Annotated in this window: 21 protein-coding genes; 6 read left to right on the top strand and 15 right to left on the bottom strand. The window is 67.0% G+C overall.

The features are described from left to right. Positions 1–303: 303 nt before the first annotated feature. From AB4Z55_RS07685 to AB4Z55_RS07630, 12 genes are all read right to left on the bottom strand, one after another. Positions 304–975 carry a hypothetical protein gene (locus AB4Z55_RS07685; RefSeq protein WP_354560893.1) on the bottom strand — a complete coding sequence of 224 codons (672 nt, stop codon included), beginning with the start codon at positions 973–975 and terminating at the stop codon, positions 304–306. Then, positions 975–1,910 (bottom strand): hypothetical protein, encoded by a 936-nt coding sequence (locus tag AB4Z55_RS07680; protein ID WP_354561288.1) that lies wholly within the window; start codon positions 1,908–1,910, stop codon positions 975–977. Before AB4Z55_RS07680 ends, AB4Z55_RS07685 begins: the two co-directional genes overlap by 1 nt. Beyond that, complete coding sequence (locus AB4Z55_RS07675; RefSeq protein ID WP_004022033.1) at positions 1,907–3,340, bottom strand: MCE family protein; 1,434 nt, start codon at positions 3,338–3,340, stop codon at positions 1,907–1,909. Before AB4Z55_RS07675 ends, AB4Z55_RS07680 begins: the two co-directional genes overlap by 4 nt. Then, positions 3,340–4,617, bottom strand: coding sequence for an MCE family protein (locus AB4Z55_RS07670; RefSeq protein ID WP_248643470.1), 1,278 nt, complete (start codon positions 4,615–4,617; stop codon positions 3,340–3,342). The genes AB4Z55_RS07675 and AB4Z55_RS07670 overlap by 1 nt, the downstream gene beginning before the upstream one ends. Then, a complete protein-coding gene (locus AB4Z55_RS07665) occupies positions 4,614–5,888 on the bottom strand; it encodes an MCE family protein (protein ID WP_248643471.1) in 1,275 nt (424 codons plus the stop codon). The genes AB4Z55_RS07670 and AB4Z55_RS07665 overlap by 4 nt, the downstream gene beginning before the upstream one ends. Before the next feature lies 1 nt (position 5,889). Beyond that, complete coding sequence (locus tag AB4Z55_RS07660) at positions 5,890–7,110, bottom strand: MCE family protein (RefSeq protein ID WP_058253548.1); 1,221 nt, start codon at positions 7,108–7,110, stop codon at positions 5,890–5,892. Beyond that, on the bottom strand, positions 7,107–8,165 hold the full coding sequence (locus AB4Z55_RS07655; protein WP_058253549.1) for an MCE family protein: 1,059 nt from the start codon (positions 8,163–8,165) through the stop codon (positions 7,107–7,109). Before AB4Z55_RS07655 ends, AB4Z55_RS07660 begins: the two co-directional genes overlap by 4 nt. Next, positions 8,158–9,279 carry an MCE family protein gene (locus AB4Z55_RS07650; RefSeq protein WP_058253574.1) on the bottom strand — a complete coding sequence of 374 codons (1,122 nt, stop codon included), beginning with the start codon at positions 9,277–9,279 and terminating at the stop codon, positions 8,158–8,160. The genes AB4Z55_RS07655 and AB4Z55_RS07650 overlap by 8 nt, the downstream gene beginning before the upstream one ends. A gap of 57 nt (positions 9,280–9,336) precedes the next feature. Further along, complete coding sequence (locus tag AB4Z55_RS07645; RefSeq protein ID WP_004022039.1) at positions 9,337–10,188, bottom strand: ABC transporter permease; 852 nt, start codon at positions 10,186–10,188, stop codon at positions 9,337–9,339. A gap of 3 nt (positions 10,189–10,191) precedes the next feature. Further along, entirely contained in the window at positions 10,192–10,956 is a 765-nt protein-coding gene (locus tag AB4Z55_RS07640; RefSeq protein WP_004022041.1) for an ABC transporter permease, read from the bottom strand. A gap of 63 nt (positions 10,957–11,019) precedes the next feature. After that, positions 11,020–11,910, bottom strand: a complete 891-nt coding sequence (locus AB4Z55_RS07635) for a 3-oxoacyl-ACP reductase (RefSeq protein ID WP_004022042.1) — start codon at positions 11,908–11,910, stop codon at positions 11,020–11,022. A gap of 82 nt (positions 11,911–11,992) precedes the next feature. Beyond that, the gene (locus tag AB4Z55_RS07630) at positions 11,993–12,187 is read right to left on the bottom strand and encodes a ferredoxin (RefSeq protein ID WP_004022043.1); all 195 of its coding nucleotides are present in this window, start codon (positions 12,185–12,187) and stop codon (positions 11,993–11,995) included. Between the two features lie 147 nt (positions 12,188–12,334). On the opposite strand from AB4Z55_RS07630, the gene AB4Z55_RS07625 reads away from it, so the two are divergent. From AB4Z55_RS07625 to AB4Z55_RS07605, 5 genes are all read left to right on the top strand, one after another. After that, entirely contained in the window at positions 12,335–13,537 is a 1,203-nt protein-coding gene (locus AB4Z55_RS07625) for an acyl-CoA dehydrogenase family protein (protein WP_354560896.1), read from the top strand. Between the two features lie 143 nt (positions 13,538–13,680). Next, a complete protein-coding gene (locus AB4Z55_RS07620) occupies positions 13,681–14,805 on the top strand; it encodes an acyl-CoA dehydrogenase family protein (RefSeq protein ID WP_239403504.1) in 1,125 nt (374 codons plus the stop codon). Beyond that, positions 14,802–16,334 (top strand): long-chain-fatty-acid--CoA ligase, encoded by a 1,533-nt coding sequence (locus AB4Z55_RS07615; protein ID WP_369519480.1) that lies wholly within the window; start codon positions 14,802–14,804, stop codon positions 16,332–16,334. Before AB4Z55_RS07620 ends, AB4Z55_RS07615 begins: the two co-directional genes overlap by 4 nt. Positions 16,335–16,864: 530 nt before the next feature. Then, entirely contained in the window at positions 16,865–17,254 is a 390-nt protein-coding gene (locus AB4Z55_RS07610; RefSeq protein ID WP_369519479.1) for a hypothetical protein, read from the top strand. 285 nt (positions 17,255–17,539) lie between these two features. After that, positions 17,540–18,292 (top strand): DUF1275 family protein, encoded by a 753-nt coding sequence (locus AB4Z55_RS07605; RefSeq protein WP_101819887.1) that lies wholly within the window; start codon positions 17,540–17,542, stop codon positions 18,290–18,292. Between the two features lie 23 nt (positions 18,293–18,315). Here AB4Z55_RS07605 and AB4Z55_RS07600 read toward each other — a convergent pair whose 3' ends face one another. Both AB4Z55_RS07600 and AB4Z55_RS07595 read right to left on the bottom strand, forming a co-directional pair. Further along, positions 18,316–19,455 (bottom strand): nitronate monooxygenase family protein, encoded by a 1,140-nt coding sequence (locus AB4Z55_RS07600; RefSeq protein ID WP_354560907.1) that lies wholly within the window; start codon positions 19,453–19,455, stop codon positions 18,316–18,318. 24 nt (positions 19,456–19,479) lie between these two features. Beyond that, entirely contained in the window at positions 19,480–21,105 is a 1,626-nt protein-coding gene (locus tag AB4Z55_RS07595; RefSeq protein WP_354560909.1) for an acyl-CoA synthetase, read from the bottom strand. Between the two features lie 91 nt (positions 21,106–21,196). On the opposite strand from AB4Z55_RS07595, the gene AB4Z55_RS07590 reads away from it, so the two are divergent. After that, positions 21,197–22,018, top strand: a complete 822-nt coding sequence (locus AB4Z55_RS07590) for a crotonase/enoyl-CoA hydratase family protein (protein ID WP_354560910.1) — start codon at positions 21,197–21,199, stop codon at positions 22,016–22,018. A 122-nt stretch (positions 22,019–22,140) separates the two neighbouring features. On the opposite strand, the gene AB4Z55_RS07585 is transcribed toward AB4Z55_RS07590, so the two are convergent. Further along, on the bottom strand, positions 22,141–22,857 hold the full coding sequence (locus AB4Z55_RS07585) for a PAS and ANTAR domain-containing protein (protein ID WP_354560912.1): 717 nt from the start codon (positions 22,855–22,857) through the stop codon (positions 22,141–22,143). Positions 22,858–22,866 lie beyond the last annotated feature (9 nt).

Below are 22,866 nucleotides of genomic sequence, written 5' to 3'. Positions count from 1 at the left end.
ACTTCTACCCTGTATGGGTATCCACTCCGTGCACCCCGGACATGGAACGGCCCCCGCATCGCCCTCGATGGGCCTGCGCCGACCGGACCGGGTCGGGATGCGGGGGCCGGGTGACCACCTGGTATTCGCTTGCGCCGACCGACGGGTGGAGTCCCGCCTCGGTGCGACACGAATGCCACACGGTCAACTGCTAACGGATGGTCACCTCACATGTCCGATGAGAAATCACTATCAGACCACCTCCTTCCTTGTGTACCCGCGAACGTACGCCCGATTCCGGCGGGCCGCAACGGATTAACCCGGTCAGGGGGTGGGCACCGGCGCTCCGGCCGGGCCGGGCGCCGGCGTCGGCGTCGCCGCGGGCGACGCCGAACTCGGGCCGGGCACCGGCTTCGCGTCGGGCGGTAGCGACTCCACGACCTCGATCTTCGAGCGGAAGGTGTCGTCGGTGATGACCTCGATGGAGTTGATCATCCAGCGGTCGCCGTCGCGTTTCATGTCGAAGGTCAGCCGCGACGGGTTGATGCTCACGAGTTCCTTGTTGCCTCGGGTCACCGACTGGTTCATGAAGATCAGGACCTGCGAGGTGTCCGCGGTGTTGGTCACCACGCCCGCGTCCTGGATCGTCACCTCGGACACGACCGACTGCTTGCGTACCTCGGCGGCGAGATTGTTGTCGGTGATCAGCTTCGTGTACTCCGGCTTCGCCGGACCGGTGAGCACGCTCATCGATTGATCGATGTGCTCGGTGACGTTCTCGGCGTTGTACCCGAACATCGTCGTCGCATAGTCGCGAGCCGCCGCCAGCGACGACGCCCGCGCGTCCTCGACGGCGCGACCCTGGGTGAAGCGGAACCCGAGGAACGCCGTGACCACGACCGCGGCGACCAGCACCACCCCGAGTGCGATCAGACCCAGACGCCCTTTGCCCATCGCGAATCGCGAACGCGAGGTCGGTGCGGACCCGGACGCCATCACGCCACCCACTCGAAGTCGGTCATCTTCAGGTCCCCGTTGATGCGCGTCATGTCCACACGCCACCGGAACACCTTCTCCTGCGACGGCACCTCGCCGTCGAGAGATCGCTGGTGCCAGCCGAACACCATGATGACCGAGCCCTCGTCGGGTTCGGCCTTGGTGACCGCAGAACTGAGGATCAGCGACCGGGTCTCCAGCTTGCCGTCGCGGACCAGGGCAGCGACCTGCTGGATGTTGTTCTCCACCTCCTGCTTGACCTTGCCGCTCGTGTCCTCCTGCACCGAGGTGAGGGTCTGGTCGACGGTGTCGGGGTTCATGCTGGTGAGGTTCACGAGGACCTGTGACGCGAAGGCCGAGTACTCGGCTCGCAGGTCGTCGGTGCGGTCCTGGCGGGCGATACCGAGCGCGAACACCACGGACGCGATGGCGCACACGACGATGACCACGAGTGCCACCACGACACCTACGATCGTCCGTGGCGAGCGTTGACCGGTTCCGCGGTACCTGATGCGGCGCTTGGCTTTCGGCGCCTGCGCGGCCGACGAGGCGGCTGCCGTCCGGGCGCGTCGACGCTCACGGTAACCGACCGTCTTCTCGACCTCGGACGGGTCGGGCGCGATGGCGGGCACCGCGCCGGCGCCCGCCTCAGCGCCGGACTCGCCGTCCGGCTTGGTGAGCGACACCGACGACGTCGTGTCCGACCTGACCTCGTCGGTTCCGGCCGCCGACTCGTCGGTGCGCCCGTCCGTCGGCGCGGGAACATCGCCGGCGGGGGTCGCCGCGGCCGGCTTCGACGGCTTCTTCCCTGCCGGACGCCCGCGCCGGATCGGCGCCGAACGCACCGGCCGCTTCGCATTTCGGCGATCACCCGTGCCCGCGCGATCCGTGCCCGTGCGATCCGGGGAGGTCGTGCCGGGACCGTCCGGCGTCACGGGGCGACCGTCCCGCTGATCATCGTCTGCCATGTACTGCTCTGTCCCTGCTCATCGCTGCCGGCCCCGGCGTTGTAGGTCTTTCCGTCGGGTCCGATGAAGTTGCCCGAGTCCGGGTCGTATGTCGTCGCGTACACCGCGGGCTCGGCGTCGAAGTCCTTCGGTGTGCCCGGTGTCACGGTACCGGAGGACGCCGGTTGCCATTTCAACCCGAACGGCAGCCCGCTCTGGAAGGGGTCGACCGAACCCGGCTTCGGCACATACCCCGTCGCGCATTCCGCCGGAGTGGGCGCACGGCGTCCCGGGAACTCCGCGCACGGGTAGTTGCGCGCGCCGCGGACGGCGATGTTGGAGTTCTGCGGCACCCGGCACAGCATGCCCGGCGGCAGTTCGCGAGCGGTCTGCTCCGAGGGCCACCGCCAGTCCTCCTTGGGGAGGAACCCGATGTTGCACGGCGGCCGGTCCTGGAAACCGAGCGAGAAGTTCACGTTGGGACCGAACCGGTTGGTGCCGGTGTTCAGTGCCGTGATCAACGAATTGACCAGTCGCGGATAGAGAACGAGGACCTGCTTCCAGTTCGGTAGATACACCACCTGGGTCTTGGCGATGGTGCCCAGATTCGAGACCAACAGCGGGTACGACGCGCCGAGGGATTCGAAGAGTTCCTGGCTCTTCGACGCGGTCGCCGGCCCCTTGCGCAGGATGTCGCCGATCTCGGGCCGGTTCGCGCGGAGCTGATCGGTGAACGCGGTGACGTCCCGGGTCCAGGAGCGGATGGCGTCGGCCGTGCGTGATTGGGTGGCCAGCAGCGGGGCGCCCTGCTCGACCAACTGGATCGTCGTGTCGGTGTTCTTGTTCGCCTCGTCGACGAACAGGACCATCGAGTCGAGCAGTCGCTGAAGCGCCTCGCCGGTGCCGTTGAACGCGACGAAGGCCTCGTCCATCAGCGAGCGCAGACGCGTGTCACCGATCTCGGCGAGCAACCGGTCGGCCTGGTCGAGCATCGACGAGATCTCCACCGGCACCTGGTCGGTCGAGACCGTGGCCCCGTCCTGCAGGAATCCTCCGGACTCCCCTGCCTCGGGGTCCGGTGTGAACTCCACGAACTGCTCGCCGATCGCCGAGACGCTGCGCACCGACGCCGTCGACGATGCCGGGATCTCCGCGCTGTTCTCGATCGTCAGCACCGCTTCGACGCCGGAGTCGGTCAGCTGCACCGAGTCGACCTTGCCGACGTACACGCCGCGGTAACTGACGTTCGCATTCTGATACAGGCCACCGCTGGTGGGCAGCAGCAGCTGCACCTGGTAGCTGCCGACCCCGAACATCGACGGGATGCGGATGTAGAACAGCGCCATCACCACCATCGCGACCACGGTCACGATCGCGAAGATCATCAGCTGCATCCGGACGAATCGCGTGATCTTCATCAGCGGCCACCTCCCGCAGCCGGGACCGGCGTGACCGCGGGCATCTGCGGAATCATGTTCGCCGGAATCGGTTCGGCGGAGTCGGGCATCCGTTCGCCGCCCGGTTGGAGTGGCGCGATGAACGGATTCAGCCCGCGCGCGGCGGCGCCGGCGGGACGTCCGAAGACGCCCTCGGGCCCGGTGACGCCGAGGCTGGCGAACATCGACTTGTCCAGGCGCTCCAGCGTCAGATCGAGCGTGAGGTCCGAGTTCACGTAGTCACCCTTGACGATTCGTCGGATCGTCGGTTCGTAGAACGGGAAGGTCAGCAGGATGTTGAGCGATTGCGTCATCGCGGGACCTGCCGCCTGGAGCTGATCGAGGGCCGGTTCGATCCCCTCCACGATCGTCACGATGTCCTCGGAGTTGGCGTCGAGGATGTCGTTGGCTGTCTTCGACAGAGTGGCGACCGAGCCGAGCGTGTCCAGGAACTGCTGACGCTGGTCGACGAGAAGCTGCAGGATCTGCGGGCTGTCGTCGAGCGCGCGCTCGATGGTGCCGGACTGCTCGTTCATGGTGCGCGACAACCGGTCTAGTCCCTCGGTGGCCCGGATGATGTTGCTCTTCTGCGCATCCAGATCGGCGACGAGTGTGTTCAGTCGCGGGATCAGCTTCTTGATCTGGTCCTCACGTCCGCCGAAGACCTCGCTCATCTCGTGCACGATGTCGCCGATCTGGGACAGACCGCCGCCGTTGAGCACCACCGACAGCGAGCTGAGCACCTGCTCGGTGCTGGGGTAGGTACACGCCGACACCTGTTGTGCCGCATTGATGTCGGGCACCGCGGGCACCGACGGGTCGGTCACGATGTTGGATTGCTCCGGGCATTTGGTGAGGGGGATCTGGTCGCCCGCTTCGAGGCGGCCGCCTTCGGGCTCGGCCGGCTGCACGATCTCCAGGTGCGTCGAACCCAGCGCACTGGTCAACCCCACCATGACGTGCGACCCGCGCGGGACGATCACGCCGTCGTTGAGGCGGATGGTGACCAGCGCATTCCAGTCCTCGACCTCGATGTCGCCGATGCTCCCGACCGTTGCATCGTCGATGAGGACCGGCGCATTGTTGACCAGTCCGGCAGCCGACGGGATCAGGGCGGTGATCTCGTAGGAACCACCACCGGTGCCCTCGGCGCCCGGTACGGGCAGCGAGTTGGGGCCGTCGAAGGAACATCCGGCCAGGATCAGCGCGAGGGAGGCCGCACCGGCGACCAACCCGCCGCGCAGGCGTGCCGGCCTCATCGGTCACCTCCGAACGGGACCAGCAGATCCTCGAGCGGACTGCCTCGGTTGTCGCGTCGGGTCTCGTTGTCCACCCGGGTCACACCGGCATTGGCTCGCGCTCGAACGCTTGCGTCCTGGTACTGGAGCTGACTCGGTGTCGCGTTGCGACCCTGCACCGGATTCGTCAGGAACGGCGGGTAGTTCATCGAGATCGACGACAGGACGGGCGCGAGGATCTCCACGCACTTGTCGACGTCGGCCATCGTGGTGCCGGGTCGTTTGGTCGATTCCATGGTTCCGCACAACAGAGTGATGAGATTTGTTCCCATCCCCAAACCGAAGACACCCGACAGGGATCCCGAAAGCGGGTTGTAGATGTTGTAGAAGTTCGCGAGCTGGTTGGGCGCCGAATGCAGTACGCCACGCACCTGTTCGTCCTTGTCCGCCACGATCTTCGTACTGGCGGCCAGACGCTCAACCGATGACGACAGCGCCGTCTGGTTGGTGTCGATGAAGGTCTGCACATCGGTCATCGCCGCGTCGAGGCCTTTGAGCGCCTCGTCGAGCTCGGTCGTGTTGTCCGCGAGAACGGAACTGACCGAGGCGATCCGGCCGTTGAACTGCACGAGTTGCTCGTGGCTCCCCGACAGGGCGTCGGTGAGTTTCTGCAGGCTCTGGATGGTGGCGAACAGGTCGCCACTGCCGGCTGCAAGGGTGCCGATCACGTCGGACACCTCCCGGATCGACGCGTTGATCGCCTCGCCGTTGCCCTCGAGGTTCTCGTCGAAGACGTTGACCGCCTTGGCCGCCGAGCCCGGATCGGCCCCTTGCGGGCCGATGGCCTCGGTGAGTCGGGTGAGCTGGGCCTTGATGTCGTCCCACTCCATCGGCACCGCGGTGCGGTCCATCGGGATGTCGGCGCCGTCGGACATCTGCGGCCCGCCCGAATAGACCGGGGTCAGCTGCACGAACCGGCCCGAGACCAGACTCTGCGCCACGATGACGGCCTTCGCGTCCTGCGGGATGTCGACGCTGGAGTCCACGCGCAGTTCGACTTTCACGTCGTTCTCGCGGGGGGTGATCGCCGAGACACTGCCGACGTTCACACCGAGCACCCGGACCGGATCCCCCTTGTAGAGGCTGGCGACGCCGGCGAAATAGGCGGTGAAGGTGTTCGTCGTGGATTTGGTGAACACCTTCCAGCCCACGAGGACCAGGGCGACCGCGAGAATCACGGCGAGTACCCCGAAGAGCACCTTGCGTCCGATGGACATACTTCCGACGGTCATGTCACCTCCCCCTCGTGGTCGGCGCGGGCGTGGGATAGGTCGGGCTGGGCAGTGGTCCGCGCGGCGTATCGCTCCCCGCTGGAGGTCCCAGGCTCCAGCCCTGCGGAAGCAGCGGGTTGCCCGTGTACATCAGCGACTGCCACAGCTGCGGGTACCGACCGCGCAGGGCGTTGAGAAACACCGCGGTGTAGTCGCCGAAGGTGTTCACGCCGACGAGGGAATCGAAGTTCGGGCCCGACGCCACTGCTTCGCCGAGGGTGTTGGCGAACGGTCCGAGACGGTCGATCGTCTCCTTCAGCTCTTTCTCGTTGTCGGTGAGGATCGTCGCGACGCGGTCGAACTTCTGCAGCACGGGCGTCAGCTGCGCGTTGTTCTCGGCGATGAAGCCCCGCAGCTGAGCGGTGACGTCACCGATTCCCTTGATCAGCTGGTTGAGCGCGTAGCGCCGCATCTCGATCTCCCCGACGAGCGCATTGGCGTCGATGAGCAACCGGTTGATCTGTTCGTTGCGGTCGCCGACGATCTTGCTCACCTGGTTGGCCTTGGCGAGCAGCGCCCGCAGTTCCTTGTCGCGGTCGGCGACCGCTTTCGACAGCCGCGCAACACCGTTGACCGCCCCCTGGACCTGATCCGGTGTCTCGGAGAACGTGATCGTCAGCGTGTTGAGCGCCTCGTTGAGCTGGTCGGTGTCGGTGTCGGCGACGGTGTCGGTCGCTCCTTCGAGTGCGTCCTGCAGCGAATACGGCGAGATCGTGTTGCCGACCGGGATCGAGCCACCGGGCTTGATCCGGTCGCCCCCGTGCGGGATGACCGTGAGATTGCGTCGGCCCAGCACGGTCTCGGTCCGGATCGCGGCCTGGGAGTCCGACCCCATCTCGACGGTGTCGTCCATGCGGAACCCGACCTTGACCTTGGTCCCGGCGTCGGTACCGGCCAGTTCGATCGACTCGACCGTGCCCACCTGGACCCCGGAGACGGAGACGATGTCGCCCTTGGTGAGTCCGCCGGCGTCGTCGAAGTAGGCGGTGTAGGTGCTGATCGGCGAGATATAGGGCAGCTTGTCCATCTGCATCGCGGTGATGACCACCAGGCCGATCACGACGATGCCGATGACGCCGACCTGTGCGCGACTCCGCTGTCCGCGTTTCTGCTCGCGGGCGACGTCGGCCTCGTCGGATTCGGATCTACGGCTCGAGAACATGCCGCCGAACGGAAGACTCATGAGCCGTCACACCTTCCGCCTGCCGTCGTCGAGTTCCCCATCACGTTGTTCGACGTGTACAGGATGGTCTGACCGCCGGGCGCCGGCAGCATCAGCCGGATGCGGCAGAAGTAGATCTGCAGCCAGGCGCCGTAGGAGCCGAGGTTCGACAGCGTCTTGTAGTCCTCGGGAAGTCGCGAGATCAGGTTCCGGACAAACGGTTCCGCGGCCAGCAACTCCTCCGAGACCCGTCCGGTGTTGGTCACCATCGACTGCAGGGTCGGCCGGGTGGTGCCCAACAGGTCGGCGAGACCGTTGGTGACGCGCGAGGTCTGCGTCAATGCGTTGCCGACGGTGCTCTTCTGTTCGGCGAGCCCGGTGACGAGTTGCTGCAGGAGGTCGACGCTGGTGTCGAGGCCCTCCCGGTCGCCGTCGAGGGTGGCGAGGGTGGTGTTGAGGTTGTCGATCACGTCGCCGATCAACTGGTCGCGGTCGGCCAGCGAGTCGGTGAACGACGCGGTGTTGCCCAGCAACGTGTTCAACGCGCCGCCCTGCCCCTGGAAGACCGCGATCAGCGAACTGGTCAGCGCGTTGGCCTCGTCGGCGTCCAGGGTCCGGAACAGTGGTTTGAAACCACCGACGAGCTTGTCGAGATCGAGTGCGGGCTCGGTCTGGCCGATCGGGATCTGCGCGCCGTCGGCAAGGAAGGTCGACGTGTTGCCGGTCCCCTGCTGCAACTCGAGATACCGGTCGCCGGTGAGGTTCTCGTATCGGATCAACGCGCGTGCCGACTCCGGCAGCGGATACTGCTGGTCGACGCTGAAGGTGATGACGGCATCGTTGTCGCGGTTCAGCTCGACATCACCGACCGACCCGACCTCGACTCCGGCGATCTTGACCTTGCTGCCCGATTTCATCGCCGATGCACTGGTGAAGACGGCACTGTACTCGTTCGACGCGCCGGACCGATAGCGGCTGAAGACGACGACCAGCGCGACGAAGACCAGGACCATCACCACGGTGAAGGCACCCAGTTTGATCAGGGTCGCGCGGAACGCGCGAGCGCGGTTATCCACGGGGCGGTTCTCCGAACAGGATCTGGAACAGCTTCTGCGAGTTCGCCTTCGGCTTGGTCCTGGGCTGGTAGGGCTGTGGTGCGTTGTCGCCGACGTAGAACGGTGCCGGCACCTTGGTTGCGGGATCACTGAGTCCGCCCTGGCACGTCGGCGGTCCCTCGACCCCGACCCGCGGCAGGTCGTACGGATATTGATACGGATCCTTGCCGGGGAGGATGCTCGCGTCGAGCATCAGCATGCCGTTGCGTTCACCGAGGAACGGCGCCGCGACCTCGGAGGCGATCGCGCCCGCGGTGAGGAAGCACTTGATCCCCGGGGCGTTGTATCCCAGGAGCGCCGCGATGGGATCGAGATCCGACAGCGCTCCGATGAGCGTCTTCTTCGAGGGGGCGATGACCCCATCGATGGTGTTGGCCATCCCGGTGGCGTTGATGAGCAGTGCGTCGAGGTTGGAAGTGTTGTCCACCAACGTGTTCCCGACAACGGTGAAGTTGTCGACGGTGCGCAGGAGATCGGGCATCGAATCCGCGTAGACGTTGGTGACGGTCGCGCCCTCCCGGAAGAGTCGGTTCAGGGCGGGCAGATGCGGATTGGTCTTGCCCAGCAGCGTGGTCAGTTGCTCGAGGGCATCGCCGATCTCCTCGCCCTGACCCTGCAGCGCCGTGTTGATCGCACCGAGGGTCGCGTTGAGTTTCTCCGGCTGCAGCTGTGCGAGCACCGAGACGAGCTGCTGGTACACGGTGTTCAGTTCGACGACGACGCGGTCGGCGGGGATCTCGGCACCCGCGGTCAGCGTGCCCTCCGGCTCGCCGGGCACCACGAAGTTGACGGCCTTGGCGCCGAAGATGGTGTTCGACTTGATGTCGGCGGCCACGTTGGCGGGGATCTTCGCCATGTCACCGTCGGCGATGTCGAGGGTGAGGATCGCATCGCCCCCGCGCTCGGTGATCTCCGCGACGCGCCCCACCTCGACCCCGCGCAGCTTGACCTTGGCGTCGGGGTTCATCACCAGGCCGGCCCGGGGAGCCACGAGGGTGACCTGCTGGGTGCCCTTGAAAGCACCGAGGAACGACGCGCTGGCCCCGATGATCAGCGCCAGCAGCACCGCGACCATGACGACCGCCGCCGTTCGGCGGGTGGCCCGTGAACGCTCTTGTCTCTTGCTCATGACTCAGCCCGCCAGGTTGAACTTGCCATCGGCGCCGTAGATGGCGAGGGAGGTCAGGAGTGTGATCACGACCACAACAACGAGCGATGCGCGGACCGCGTTCCCGACGGCGACGCCCACGCCGACCGGCCCACCCGAGGCGTTGTAGCCGTAATAGGTGTGGATCAGCATGACGGCGACCGCCATGCAGATCGCCTGCACGAACGACCACAGGATGTCCGACGGGATGAGGAACGTGTCGAAATAGTGGTCGTAGACGCCGGGCGACTGTCCGTACAGGAAGACCGTCGCCGACCGGCTCGCGAGGAACGATGCCAACGACGCCAACGCGTAGAGCGGGATGATCGCGATCAGACCGGCGATGATCCGCGTGGACACCAGGTACGGGATGGACGAGATCGCCATCGTCTCCAGCGCGTCGATCTCCTCCGAGACGCGCATGGCACCGAGCTGCGCGGTCGCGCCGGCACCGATGGTCGCGGCGAGCGCGATACCGGAGATCACCGGGACGGCGATGCGCACGTTGATGAACGCCGAGAAGAAGCCGGTGAGCGCCTCGACGCCGATGTTGGCCAGCGAACTGTACCCCTGGACCGCGATCGTCCCGCCGGTGAACAGTGTCAGGAATCCGACGACCACGACGGTGCCGCCGATCATGGCCAGCGCGCCCGTGCCCATGGAGATCTCGGCGATGAGCCGCAGGGTCTCCTTCTTGTAGTGCTTGATCGCACGTGGGATCGACACGACGCTGTCCCAATAGAACAGCGCCTGATCGCCGATCTGATCCCAGTCCTCGCCGGCCCGCTTGACCGCGACGCGCGCGGTGCGGAACCGGGTGGTGAACGGAAGTACCATCGCTCAGCCCGCCGTTGCCTTGAGACCGACGGCGGTGACGACGACGTTGACGACGAACAGCGCCATGAACGAATACACGACGGTCTCGTTCACGGCATCGCCGACGCCCTTCGCGCCACCCTTGACGTTGAGGCCCTGGTAACAGCCGACCATGCCGGCGAACAGACCGAACAGAGCCGCCTTGACCATGGAGATCATCAGCTCGCCGAACCCGGTGAGCAGTGTCAGGTTGGCCACGAATGCACCGGGATTCACGTCCTGGAGGTAGACGGAGAAGATGAACCCGCCGCCGATGCCGATGGTGCACACGAGACTGTTGAGGAGCAGCGCCACGCCGGTGGAGGCCACGATGCGCGGCACCACCAGACGGTGGATCGGGTTGATGCCGAGCACCTTCATGGCGTCGATCTCTTCGCGGATGGTCCGGGCGCCGAGATCCGCGCAGATCGCGGTGGCGCCCGCCCCGGCGACGATCAGCACGGTGACGATCGGGCCGATCTGGGTGACCGTGCCCAGCGCGGCACCCGCACCCGACAGGTCCTGTGCGCCGATCTCGCGCAACAGGATGTTCAGCGTGAAGCTGACGAGAACCGTGAACGGGATGGCGACCAGGAGCGTCGGCACCATCGACACGCGGGCGATCGCCCAGGACTGTTCGACGGTCTCCCGCCACTGGAACGGACGGTGGAACAACTCGCGCGTCGACTCGACCCCGAGCGCAACGAAATCCCCGATCCCGCTCAAGGGTGTGGCCAGTTTGCTCAGCACCGCCAGCCCCCCTTCACCCTCGCACCATCGCGAAACCTATCACGCACAATCGAGCCGATTTGGTCAGTTGACCAGAGCACTTGCCGAGAATGTGCGTCCCGGATCGCGGTCGGCGAAGTGGCCCGTCAGGGTCTTCGCGAGGTCCTCCGCCGCCCACGCGTCGCCCTCGGCCACGAAGACCTCGTCGACCGTCGGCGCAGCCATCAGCGTGACCTTGGGACCGTAGACGACGAACACCTGACCGGTGACCGCGTCGGAGTCGGGACCGGCGAGATAGGACACCAGCCGCACGACGTGTTCGGGGTCGAGGGGATCCACCCCGTCGGTGGGCGCGTCGCCGAACACCGCGGCGGTCATCGCCGTCCGCGCCCGCGGGCAGATCGCATTGGCACGCACGCCGTATCGCTTGAGGGCTCGAGATGCCGACAGCGTCAGCGCGGTGATACCCGCCTTCGCCGCCCCGTAGTTGGCCTGCCCCTCGGGACCGAGCAGACCGGCCTCCGACGCGGTGTTGATGATCCGGCCGTAGACTGGACCGCCCGCCGCCTTCGATGCGGCGCGCCAGTGCGACGCGGCGTTGCGGGTGAGCAGGAAGTGACCGCGCAGATGCACGCGGATCACCAGGTCCCACTCGTCGTCGGTCATGTTGAACAGCATCTTGTCGCGCACCACGCCCGCGTTGTTCAGGACGATGTCGAGCGAGCCGAGTTGGTCGGTCGCCGTCGTCATGATGGCGGTGGCGGTGGCCGAGTCGCCGATGTCGCCGGCCACCGCGACAGCTCGGCCGCCTGCGGTCGTGATCGTGTCGATCACGTCGCTCTGTTCGAGCGCCGCGGGGAGGTCGTTCACGACGACCGTTGCCCCCTCGGCAGCCAATCCGATGGCCTCCGCGCGACCGAGACCTGCACCTGCACCGGTGACGACCGCGACGCGACCGTCCAACGAGTAACCCACCCGACATCCTCCTGAGCTAAAACTAGAACCTGTTCTAGCATGATTCACGAACGGATGGAACCGAACCGCATTTTCGCCGGGGTCAGTCCTCGACCACCGACAGCGCCGACTTCGGGCAGTTGGCGGCGACCTGACGAAGTTCCTCGACGCGGTCCGCCGGGATGTCCTCTTGAAGAATCACCAGGTAGTCGTTGTCATCCAGGTCGAAGAAGTCCGGCGCCATCCCGACACAGATGGCGTTGGACTCGCAGAGGTCGAAATCTGCCTTGATACGCATCGGAACCGTCTCCTCATCGATGGGTCACCTGTTGACTGGGCTGTGAGAACAGGTTAGAACGTGTTTCAGAAGTGCACGAGCACTTCGCCTGTCAACTTGACCATAAGCCGGGACCGGACGCTAGCCGATCCACCCCTTGGAGTGTCGATGCGCATCGCCTATACCGACCAACAAGCCGAGCTCCGCAGAGAACTCCGCGACTACTTCTCCGGCCTCATGACCGAGGACCGTCGTGCCGCCCTGTCCGGCGGCGACGGCGAGCTCGGCGAGGGCGACGCCTACCGCGACGTCGTCGCCCAGATGGGCGCCGACGGCTGGCTCGCGTTGGGCTGGCCCACCGAGTTCGGCGGCCAGAACCGGTCGATGATGGATCAGCTGATCTTCACCGACGAGGCCGCGATCGCGGGCGCACCCGTTCCGTTCCTCACCATCAACTCGGTGGCGCCGACGATCATGAACTACGGCTCCGACGAGCAGAAGGCGTACTTTCTGCCGCGGATCGCGGCGGGCAAGCTGCACTTCTCGATCGGGTACTCCGAGCCGGGCGCCGGCACCGATCTCGCGGCCCTGCGGACCACCGCGGTCCGCGACGGTGACGACTACGTCATCAACGGCCAGAAGATGTGGACCAGCCTGGTCGCGTATGCGGACTACATCTGGCTCGCCTGCCGTACCGACCCGTCGACGCTGGAAACCGGCGGGAAGAAGCACAAGGGCATCTCGATGCTCATCGTGCCCACCACCGCCGAGGGCTTCAGTTACACACCGGTGCACACCATGTCGGGAGTCGACACCAGCGCGACCTACTACCAGGACGTCCGGGTGCCGACGTCGTCGATCGTCGGCGAGGAGGGCGGTGGGTGGCCGCTGGTGACCAATCAGCTCAACCACGAGCGGGTGGCGCTGTGCAGCGCGGCGCCGATCCAGACCGCACTGCGCGAGACGGTCGCGTGGGCACAGCAGACCAAGACCGGTGACGGCCACCGGGTGATCGACGCGCCGTGGGTTCAGCAGAACCTCGCCCGCGTCCATGCCAAGGTCGAGTTCCTGAAGCTGATCAACTGGAAGATCGCCTCGGTCGCCAGCTCCGGCGGGTCGCCGAGTCCGGCCGATGCGTCGGCGACCAAGGTCTACGGCACCGAATTCGCCACCGAAGCCTATCGATTGCTGATGGAGGTCGTCGGTCCCGCCGCGACCCTGCGCACCGGCAGTACGGGGGCACATCTCAACGGCCGGCTCGAGCGCTACCAGCGCACGTCGCTGATCCTCACCTTCGGCGGCGGCACCAACGAGGTCCAGCGGGACATCATCGCGATGCTCGCGCTCGGCCTCCCGCACCAGCGCAGGTAACCTGCCCCGCCCCAGCCGCAGGTAACCCCGACCGAGCCAAGCAAGCACCCCGCCCCACCCGCTGGTTGAGTAGCCCCGAGCGAGCGCAGCGAGCACGCGGCGTATCGAAACCACAACCGCACCCCGAAGATGGAGACGCACCGATGGATTTCTCGCTTCCCGAATCCGGCGCCGACGTCCGTGGACTGGCCCGCGACATCGCGACGTCGATCAGCACTCCCGAGCGCGTCGCCGACCTGGAGTCCTCGCGGGCCGCGCTCGACGCGAACCTGTGGCGTGAACTCGGCGGCGCCGGGCTCCTGGGCCTCGAGCTGACCGCCGAAGCCGTCGGAGATGCCGGTGGCGACCTCGGTGTCGTCGAGAACGCGCTCGTGGCCACCGAGCTCGGCCGGGTGCTGGCCCGCGTACCGTTCGGACCCCATGCGATCGCTGCGCTGCCGGTGATCGCCGCGCACGGTTCGGCGCAGCTCCGTGGCCGGGTCCTCGCTGCCGGCGCCACCGGCGATTCGGTGCTCACCGTTGCCGTCGAGGAAGACCTGGCGACCGACCTCGGCTCCCCCACGACGACGTTCTCGACGGAGGGGACGCTGACCGGGGTCAAGGTCGACGTTCCCTATGCCGAGGCCGCGGACATGTTCGTGGTCACCGCATCCGGACCCGACGGTGTCGTCGCGGTGGTCGTCGCGGCCGACGCCCCGGGCGTCGTCGTCACCCCCACCCCGTCCACCGGATTGATCCCCTCGGCGCAGGTCGAATTCGACGGCACACCGGTCGACGGCGACGCCGTTCTCGCCGGCGGAGGGGACACCGCCGCGACGCTGGTCGCCCGCGCGACACTGGCGTGTTGTGCCGACCAGACCGGCATCGTCGAGCGCGGACTCGAGCTCACCGCCGAATACGCCCGCGAGCGTGAGCAGTTCGGCCGCGCCATCGGATCGTTCCAGGCGGTCGCGCAGCGTCTCGCCGACGGATACATCGACGCGCAGGGGTTGGCGCTGACGACGACGCAGGCGGCCTGGCTGCTCGACCATTCGAGCGGACCCACCCCGGAGCTGCAGAATGCGATCGCGACGGCCAAGTTCTGGGCGGCGGAGGCCGGTCACCGCGTGGCACACACGGCCGTGCACGTTCACGGTGGTGTCGGCCTCGACACCAGCCACCCCGTGCATCGTTACTTCCTGCGCGCCAAGCACAACGAGTTCGCGTTCGGCTCGGCCACCGCGTCGGTGAGGGTCATCGGAGCCGAGCTGGCCGCCACACCGGCGTGAGCCGGCCGATCGAACCGACGCGCGCCTCGACGGTCGCCGATCTCGTCGCGCCGCTGACCGGGGTCGACGATCGCGGGATCTGGTTCGAGGGCGGGTTCCGTTCGTGGGCAGATCATCTCGTCGACGCCGCGCTGCGGGCCGGGGTGGTGCGGAGCCGGTTGTCGGAGGACCGCCCGCGCCACGTGGGCGTCCTGCTCGCCAACACACCGGAGTTCAGCGCACTGTTCGCAGCGGCGGCACGTCACGGATTCGTGCTGGTCGGCCTGAACACCACCCGCCGCGGCGACGCCCTCGCCGCCGACATCGCCCGCGCCGACTGTCAGGTCGTGTTGTGCGGCGTCGACACCCGGCATCTGCTCGACGGCCTCGACCTCGGCGGAACCCGCGTCATCGATGTCGACTCGCCCGAGTGGGCGGACGCGGTGGCCACGAGCGAGCCGGCGCCCCTCGCCGATCCGACGCCGGACGACCTCATGATGCTGATCTTCACCTCGGGGACGACCGGGGATCCGAAGGCGGTGCGGTGTACGCATCGCACCTTCGCCACCAGCGGCCCGATGCTGGCCGACCGGTTCGACATCGGTCCGCGCGACGTCGCCTACTTGTCGATGCCGATGTTCCACTCCAACGCGATGATCGCCGGGTGGTGCGTCGCGGTGGCCGGCGGGGCGTCGATCGCGTTGCGACGCAGCTTCTCCGCGCGCGGATTCGTCGAGGATGTCCATCGATACGGCGTGACCTATGCCAACTACGTCGGCAAACCGATGAACTACATCCTCGCCACCGAGCCGCACCCCGGCGACGCCGCGAGTTCGTTACGCATCATGTACGGCAACGAGGCGTCAGCCCGCGACCGGTGCCGGTTCGCCGAGCGCTTCGGGTGCCGCGTCGTCGACGGTTTCGGCTCCACCGAGGGCGGGGTGGCCATCACCCGGACCCCCGACACACCCGACGACGCCCTGGGACCGTTGCGTGAGCCGACCGCGGTCGTCGATGTCGATACCGGCGAGCCCGTACCTGTCGGCACGGTCGGTGAGATCGTGAACCTCGCGGGCCCCGGCCTTTTCGCCGGCTATCACAATGATCCCGACGCCACCGCCGACCGCATGCGTGGCGGGATCTACCACACCGGCGACCTCGCCTGGGTCGACGACGCCGGTTTCCTGCACTTCGCCGGACGGCTCGGCGACTGGCTGCGGGTCGACGGGGAGAACATCGGCACCGGCCCGATCGAACGAATCCTGCTGCGTCATCCGTCGATTCGTCAGGTCGCGGTGCATGGCGTACCGGTGGAGATCGGTGACGAGATCGAGGCGGTCCTCGTCGCCGACGGGCTCACGGCCGACGAATTCGGCGAGTTCCTCTCCGCTCAGGACGATCTCGGCCCCAAGCAGTGGCCGCACCGGGTGCGACTCGTCGACGAGCTCCCCGAGACCGCCACCTTCAAGACGGTCAAGCGACTGCTGGCGGCCGACACCACCCCGCCCACGTGGGTTCGCGACGGCCGCACCTACCGGCCCGCGACGTAGTTCGCGCGCGATCCGTATGACTTTGTGTTCGGAATCCGAACCCGATGTCATACGGGTTTCGCGTCATTGTGGACAGTGAGTTGCAGAGTGCGGGCGCCAGAATCCGTGCCCGTCTTTGCTTGTACCGGCGGTCGTCGCCAAGATGTGACCGAGTTTCCGTCGAAGTGACACCCCGCAACGTCGGAGGAGCCATGGAAAGCATATTGGCCGGCAACGGCGACACACCCGTTCCGACCTACGACGCACCAGATCGTCAGGTACTTTGATGCCCGTCGGCCCGCGTTCCCTGACGGTATCCGACCAGCAGCTCGAGAGGCCTGACTCCATGACCGGACGACACCTGCTCCGCACCCTGGGCATCGCGCTCGGATGCGAAACCGCGGCAATCCTCTCCCCCGCGATCGCGCACGCCGCCCCCGGCGATGTCACGATCACACCTTCGGTGTCGGGCAACTCGGTCACCGTGACAGTTACGAACCGGTCCGCGGCGGTGATCGGGTGCAAGATGTTTCGGGCTACCGGCCGGGTCGGTGGCGAACAGCGACTCACGACCGCCGTTCGGGTACGTCAATCCGGTTGACCCGCGGGCTCTGATCGCCCCCGGCGGCACGAGAACTGTTGCGCTCGAGGTATCCGACGACGGTCCGACCGGGTCCACCGTGCTGCCCGACGGCGACTGGGACCTGTACTGGGGATGCACCACCGTGCCGGGAGTCGACGGCGTCGAACAATGGGGCACGCTCGGCCCGACCGGAAAGCCGTCGGCCGCACCAACCACGCGACTGACACTTCCCGCCGCAGTCGGCACCCTGATCGCACCGACTCCCATGCCGCCGGGGCCGTGTCCCGACGCGAGTTGCCTCCCGCCCGACGCCGCCGACATCGTCGACGACCTGTGGGGCGAGTACACCTCGCCGTAGCGCGATCCCCGAATCCCGAGCCGAGCCCGCTCGCAGCCGCCACACAACGGTTGTGCCGACGCGTGGGTTCCGCCGACACCTCGATGGGTGACGGATCGCCCGGGCGGACCGGTATGTGGTCGGACTCACGTGGCGCAGACGGCGGACTTCGGGTGCCCTGGAAGTAGGGAACTGCCCTATCGGGCTTCCCCGACGGGACAGACCGCCGATGCCGCCGGGACACACTCCCCCGTTCGAATGCCGATCACGACCACAGCCCTACCGACAGGACTGGGAGCCGACCCGATGACCGTTGTCGAACGCACCGCATCCACTTCCGACCCTCGCAGCGAATCAACCCGAAAGGAATTGCTGGGTCCCTTCTACGACGGGCGAGAGATGGTTCTCGCCGCCGTCCTCGCCGCGCTGGCCGGCGCCACCGGCGCCGCGGCATGGCTGTACTCCTCCGGCTGGTACGTCACCTTCATGACGGGCAACAGCGAACGGCTGGTGCTCGAACACGTCAAGGGGGCGCACCGGCTCGGCTTCACCGCGCTGCTCACCGTGGTGGTGTTCGTTCTCGGGGTGTTCGTGGCCACCTTGGCGCGAATGTATGTGTGGCGCAAGGCCCGGCACGGGGCGACGATGCTGACCGCGGGTTCGACGATCGCGGCGTGGCTCATCGACATCGGCCTCGAGAACGGCAATCGCGAATTCGGCGCCGGCCCGGTCCTCTGCCTGGCCTTCGGTCTCGGCGCACTCAACACCTCGATCAGCCGCAAGGGCGAGGTCGTCATGCCCCTGTCGTATGTGACCGGCACGCTGGTGAAGATCGGCCAGGGTGCCGGGTTGCACGTGGCCGGCGCCAAGCGGTGGGGATGGGTCGCTCACCTGAGCACCTACGCCGGATTCCTGGCCGGTGCCGGATTCGGTGGCCTGCTGTTCAACGCCTTCGACGAACGGAACTCACTGCTGACGTTGGCCGTGGTCGCGGTGGTCGCGGCGATGATCACCTGGCGCCTGGATCATCCGAAATTCTTGCGTGCCGATGTCCGCTGACGTGACGTCGCCGCACCGGTCCGCTAACCGCCCAGCGTCTTGTTCATCCGGCCGACGGCCTCGTCGTACTCGCTGACGAGATCGGCGATCAGATCGGCCACCGGCGTGATGGCGTTGCAGCGTCCGACGATCTGCCCGGCGGGCATGGCGACGACGTCGGGGTTGTCGGCCTGCGAGATCCGTGCGTGCGCCTCGGCGACGAGTAGGTTCTGCAGCGGCATCGGCAGCGGTTCGGGCGCCGATTCGGCGTCCCACGCATCCGTCCAGGCCGTCTTCAGCAGTCGCGCAGGCTTTCCCGAGTAGATCCGGCGGCGCACGGTGTCGCGCGACGTCGCCTTGAGCAGCGCCTGCTGAACGGTCGACGGCTTGTCCGAGCCCTCCGGCACGCCGAGCTTGTACTCCGCGGCCGTCAGCCAGTACGTGCCCATCCACACACCCTGGGCACCCAGCGCGATCGCGGCGGCGATCTGACGACCGCTACCGACGCCACCGGCCGCGAGAACGGGGGCGGTGTCGCCGACCGCGTCGACGAGTTCGGGCCACAGGATCATCGAGGTGACCTCACCGGTGTGCCCACCACCCTCGTAACCCTGCGCGATGACGATGTCCACGCCGGCCTCGACGTGATGCAGCGCATGATCTTTCGCGCCTGCCAGTGCGGCCACCAGCACGCCGTTGTCGTGCGCGGTCTGGATGACGTCGGGCGGCGGCGACCCCAGGGCGTTGGCGATCAGTTTGATCTGCCCGTATTTCCGACGATGCTCCATCGAGATGTCGACGTGGGACCGCGCGACCGAGTGCAGCCAGCCGAGCACACCGGCGTCGACACGATCACCACGGGGCAGCGGCGGCACACCCAGATCGTCGAGCGTGCGCTCGACGAACGCCCGGTGCTCGGGCGGGATCATCGAGTCGAGGTCGACCTTGGAACCCTCGGTGGGGATCTTGGCGGGCATCACCACATCGACGCCGAAGGGCTTGCCGTCGGTGTTCTCGTGCATCCACTCCAGGACCTCGTCGAGCTCGTCGGCCTCGTTGAAGCGGACGCATCCCAGCACGCCGAGTCCGCCGGCGCGACTGATCGCCGCCGCCACGTCCTGGCTGGGTGTGAACCCGAAGATCGGGTATTCGATGCCGAACTTCTCGGCCAGTTCAGTACGCATTGTTGTCAGCTCGCTTCCGGCGCTCTACTGCGCCTCGTCGGCGGGACGCTCGGCGGTGACCGACGCTCCCCATCGGTAGTCGGGTTTGCCTGCGGGAGAACGCTTGATCTCGTCCACGAACCACACGCTGCGCGGGCATTTGTAGCCCGCGAGCTCTTTCCGCACGACGTCGTTGAGACTCGTGAGCGTCGGCCGCGCCCCGTCGCGGGTGGCGATCACCGCGGCGACGCGCTGGCCCCATCGATCGTCGGCCACTCCCACCACGACGGTGTCGAACACGTCCGGGTGGGCCTTGAGCGCGCCCTCGACCTCCTCGGGGAACACCTTCTCGCCGCCGGTGTTGATCGACACCGACCCGCGGCCGAGCATGGTGATCGTCCCGTCGGCCTCGAGGACCGCATTGTCGCCGGGCAGCGAGTACCGCACGCCGTCGAAGACCTTGAATGTCTTGGCCGACTTCTCCGGATCGTTGTGGTAGCGCAGTGGCACATGTCCGGAGCGCGCGAGCACCCCCACCTCGCCACTCCCCGCCTCGACGGGTGTGCCGTCCTCCCGGAGGACGTGGGTCTCGCTGTCGGCCTTCACCCGTGGACCACCGGTGTGCGGGGTGCCCTTCTCGACGACTCCCATTCCACCGAAGCCGGTCTCCGACGACCCGATGGCATCGATGACGACTGCGTTCGGAAAGCGGTCGAGGAACTGTTCTTTCACGCTCGGCGAGAAGAGGCAGGCCGATGACGCGACCGACAGCACACTCGACAGATCGCGCTCGTCGCCGTTCTCCAGCGCCTCGATCATGGGACGTCCCATGGCGTCTCCGGTGATGAACACGACGTTGACCTTGTGGCGTTCGACGATGTCCCACGCGGCCGAGCCGCTGAACTCGGGGTACACCACCGCTTTTCCGCCGGCGAACAGCGACTGGAAGATCGCCCACTGCGATCCGCCATGGATGAACGGCGGGATCGGGTACCGGACGAGCTGCCCGCCGTCGGCGCCGGTCTTGGCGAGATGCCACTCGTCGGGGACGGGTTCGCTGGTGTACCAGTCGATTCCGCCACCGAGCACACGCCAGACGTCCACCTGACGCCACACGACACCCTTGGGCTTCCCGGTGGTCCCACCGGTGTAGAGCATGTACAGGTCGTCGTCGCTGCGGTCCTCGAAGTCGCGTTCGGTCGACGATCCCGCGATCGCTTCCTCGTACCGGATGGCGTCGCCGTGTCCGTCGCAGCAGAGATCCTCGTCGGACCCGTCCTCGATGGCGATGCGGTGCTCGAGTTCGGGTGAGCGCGGCAACGTGTTGCAGACGCGGGTGGCGAAGCCGCGCTCGTGGATGAGCACCTTCATCCCGGAGTCGGTGAAGATGTGCTCGAGTTCGGCTTCGACGTAGCGGTAGTTGACGTTGACCATCACCGCGCGCGCCTTGAAGATGGCGACCATCGCCTCGACCGATTCGATGGTGTTCCGGCTGTACAACCCCACTCGGTCACCCGGCTTGACACCCAGTTCGCGCAGTGTGTGGGCGAGGGCGTTCGACCGCGCCTCCAGCTCGGCGTAGGAGAGCGTGCGGTCGCCGGACTCGAGCGCGATGCGCTCGGGAACCAGGTCGACGGCATGCTCGATGAGGTCGGCGATCGTGTAGGCCATGGGATCAAAATTAGAACGTGTTATCGTTCTGGGCAAGCGGCAATCCACTGCCGCCGCGATCACCTGAGCACAGCGAGACCGGAGCGCAGCGATGACCACAACAACCCCCGCCGAGTCCGTCACCGAGAAGGCACCCGAGTGCCTCGTCGAGAAGTGCGGGCACATCCTCATCGTGACGATGAACCGCCCGGAGGCGCGCAACGCGCTGTCGACGGAGATGATGCGGATCATGACGGAGGCGTGGGATCAGGTCGATGCCGACCCCGACATCCGCGTGGCCATCCTCACCGGCGCCGGCGGATACTTCTGTGCGGGCGCCGACCTGAAGAGCATGAACAAGAACGCACCCGGCGACACGGTGGACTCCGGCGCCTGGAATCCGGCGTCGCTGCCCGCGCTGCTCAAGGGACGCCGCCTCACCAAGCCGCTGATCGCCGCGGTGGAGGGACCGGCGATCGCCGGCGGCACCGAGATCCTGCAGGGCACCGACATCCGGATCGCCGGCGAGAGCGCGAAGTTCGGTGTCTCCGAGGCGCGCTGGGGGCTCTACCCCATGGGCGGCAGCGCCGTCCGGCTCGTCCGGCAGATCCCGTACACCGTCGCCTGCGACATCCTGCTGACCGGTCGCCACGTCACCGCGCGGGAGGCCCTGGAGTACGGCCTGATCGGCCACGTCGTCGACGACGGCGCCGCGCTCGACAAAGCCCTCGAGCTCGCCGAGAAGATCGCGGCCAACGGTCCGCTCGCGGTACAGGGAATCCTGAAGACCATCCGCGACACCGAGGGCCTGCACGAACTCGACGCCTTCGAGATCGACGCGAAGATCGGCATCTCGGTCTTCAAGTCCAAGGACGCCAAGGTCGGCCCGCGCGCCTTCGCTGAGAAGCGCACACCCGAGTTCACCGGCGAGTAGTCACTTCGGCGCACAATCAACGCCAAACGACGCCCAGTCGACGAAAGCCGACGCCCAGTCGACGCACAGTCCGACTCTGCGCGCTAGCGAGCGAGGCGCGCGGTGGGGCCGGAGAGCACCGGTCAGTCCCCCGACGCCTGCCGGGGACGCAGCACGATCTCGTCGAGGCGCCGACGCTGGTGGTCCTCCACGGAGAGTCCCGCCTGGATCTCGACGACGAGCGCGGCCGCGACATCCCGGATCTTGACGTTCTCCTGCTGCGAGCGCCAGCGGAGCACATCGAACGCCCGGTCGGCGTTGACTCCGTACACCAGCATGAGCATGCCCTTCGCCTGCTCGATCACCCCGCTGCTGTCCCGGAAGGCCCGGACCTGATCGTCGACCCGCCGCTGCACCGCGGCCAGTTCGGCGTCGGTCAGGTCGAGATAGAAACCCTCGGTGCCGATGGGCACACCGGTTGCGTCGGTGATGGAGTGGGCGATGACCGCCACCGGTCGGACGCGCCCCGACGTGTCGACGATGCGGTGACGGCTCGAGAACGGCGCGTGATTGGTGAGTATCTCGGCCATCACCGCGTCGAAGTGGGCACGGTCCTCGGGGTGCTTGTGGCGGCGCATCAGCTCGGTGGTCGGTTCCACCTCACCCGGTGCGTAGCCGTGCAGCGCGGCGACCTCATCCGACCACTCCCACTTCTCACCCTCGTAGAAGAAGCGAAAATTGCCGATGCGGCGCATTCCCGACGGCATCCGGTCGGACGTGTTGTTCTGCCTTCCCGCCGGGAGGCCGCCCCGTTCGTGGTCTGCGCCCTCACAACGAGGATCGTGATCACCGTGTCGCACGGGGTGAAT

The organism is Gordonia sp. ABKF26, from assembly GCF_041103195.1.
Taxonomy (GTDB): domain Bacteria; phylum Actinomycetota; class Actinomycetes; order Mycobacteriales; family Mycobacteriaceae; genus Gordonia; species Gordonia terrae.
The sequence above is the reverse complement of the archived record's forward strand: the minus strand, read 5'-3'. Positions and strand labels throughout refer to the sequence as shown.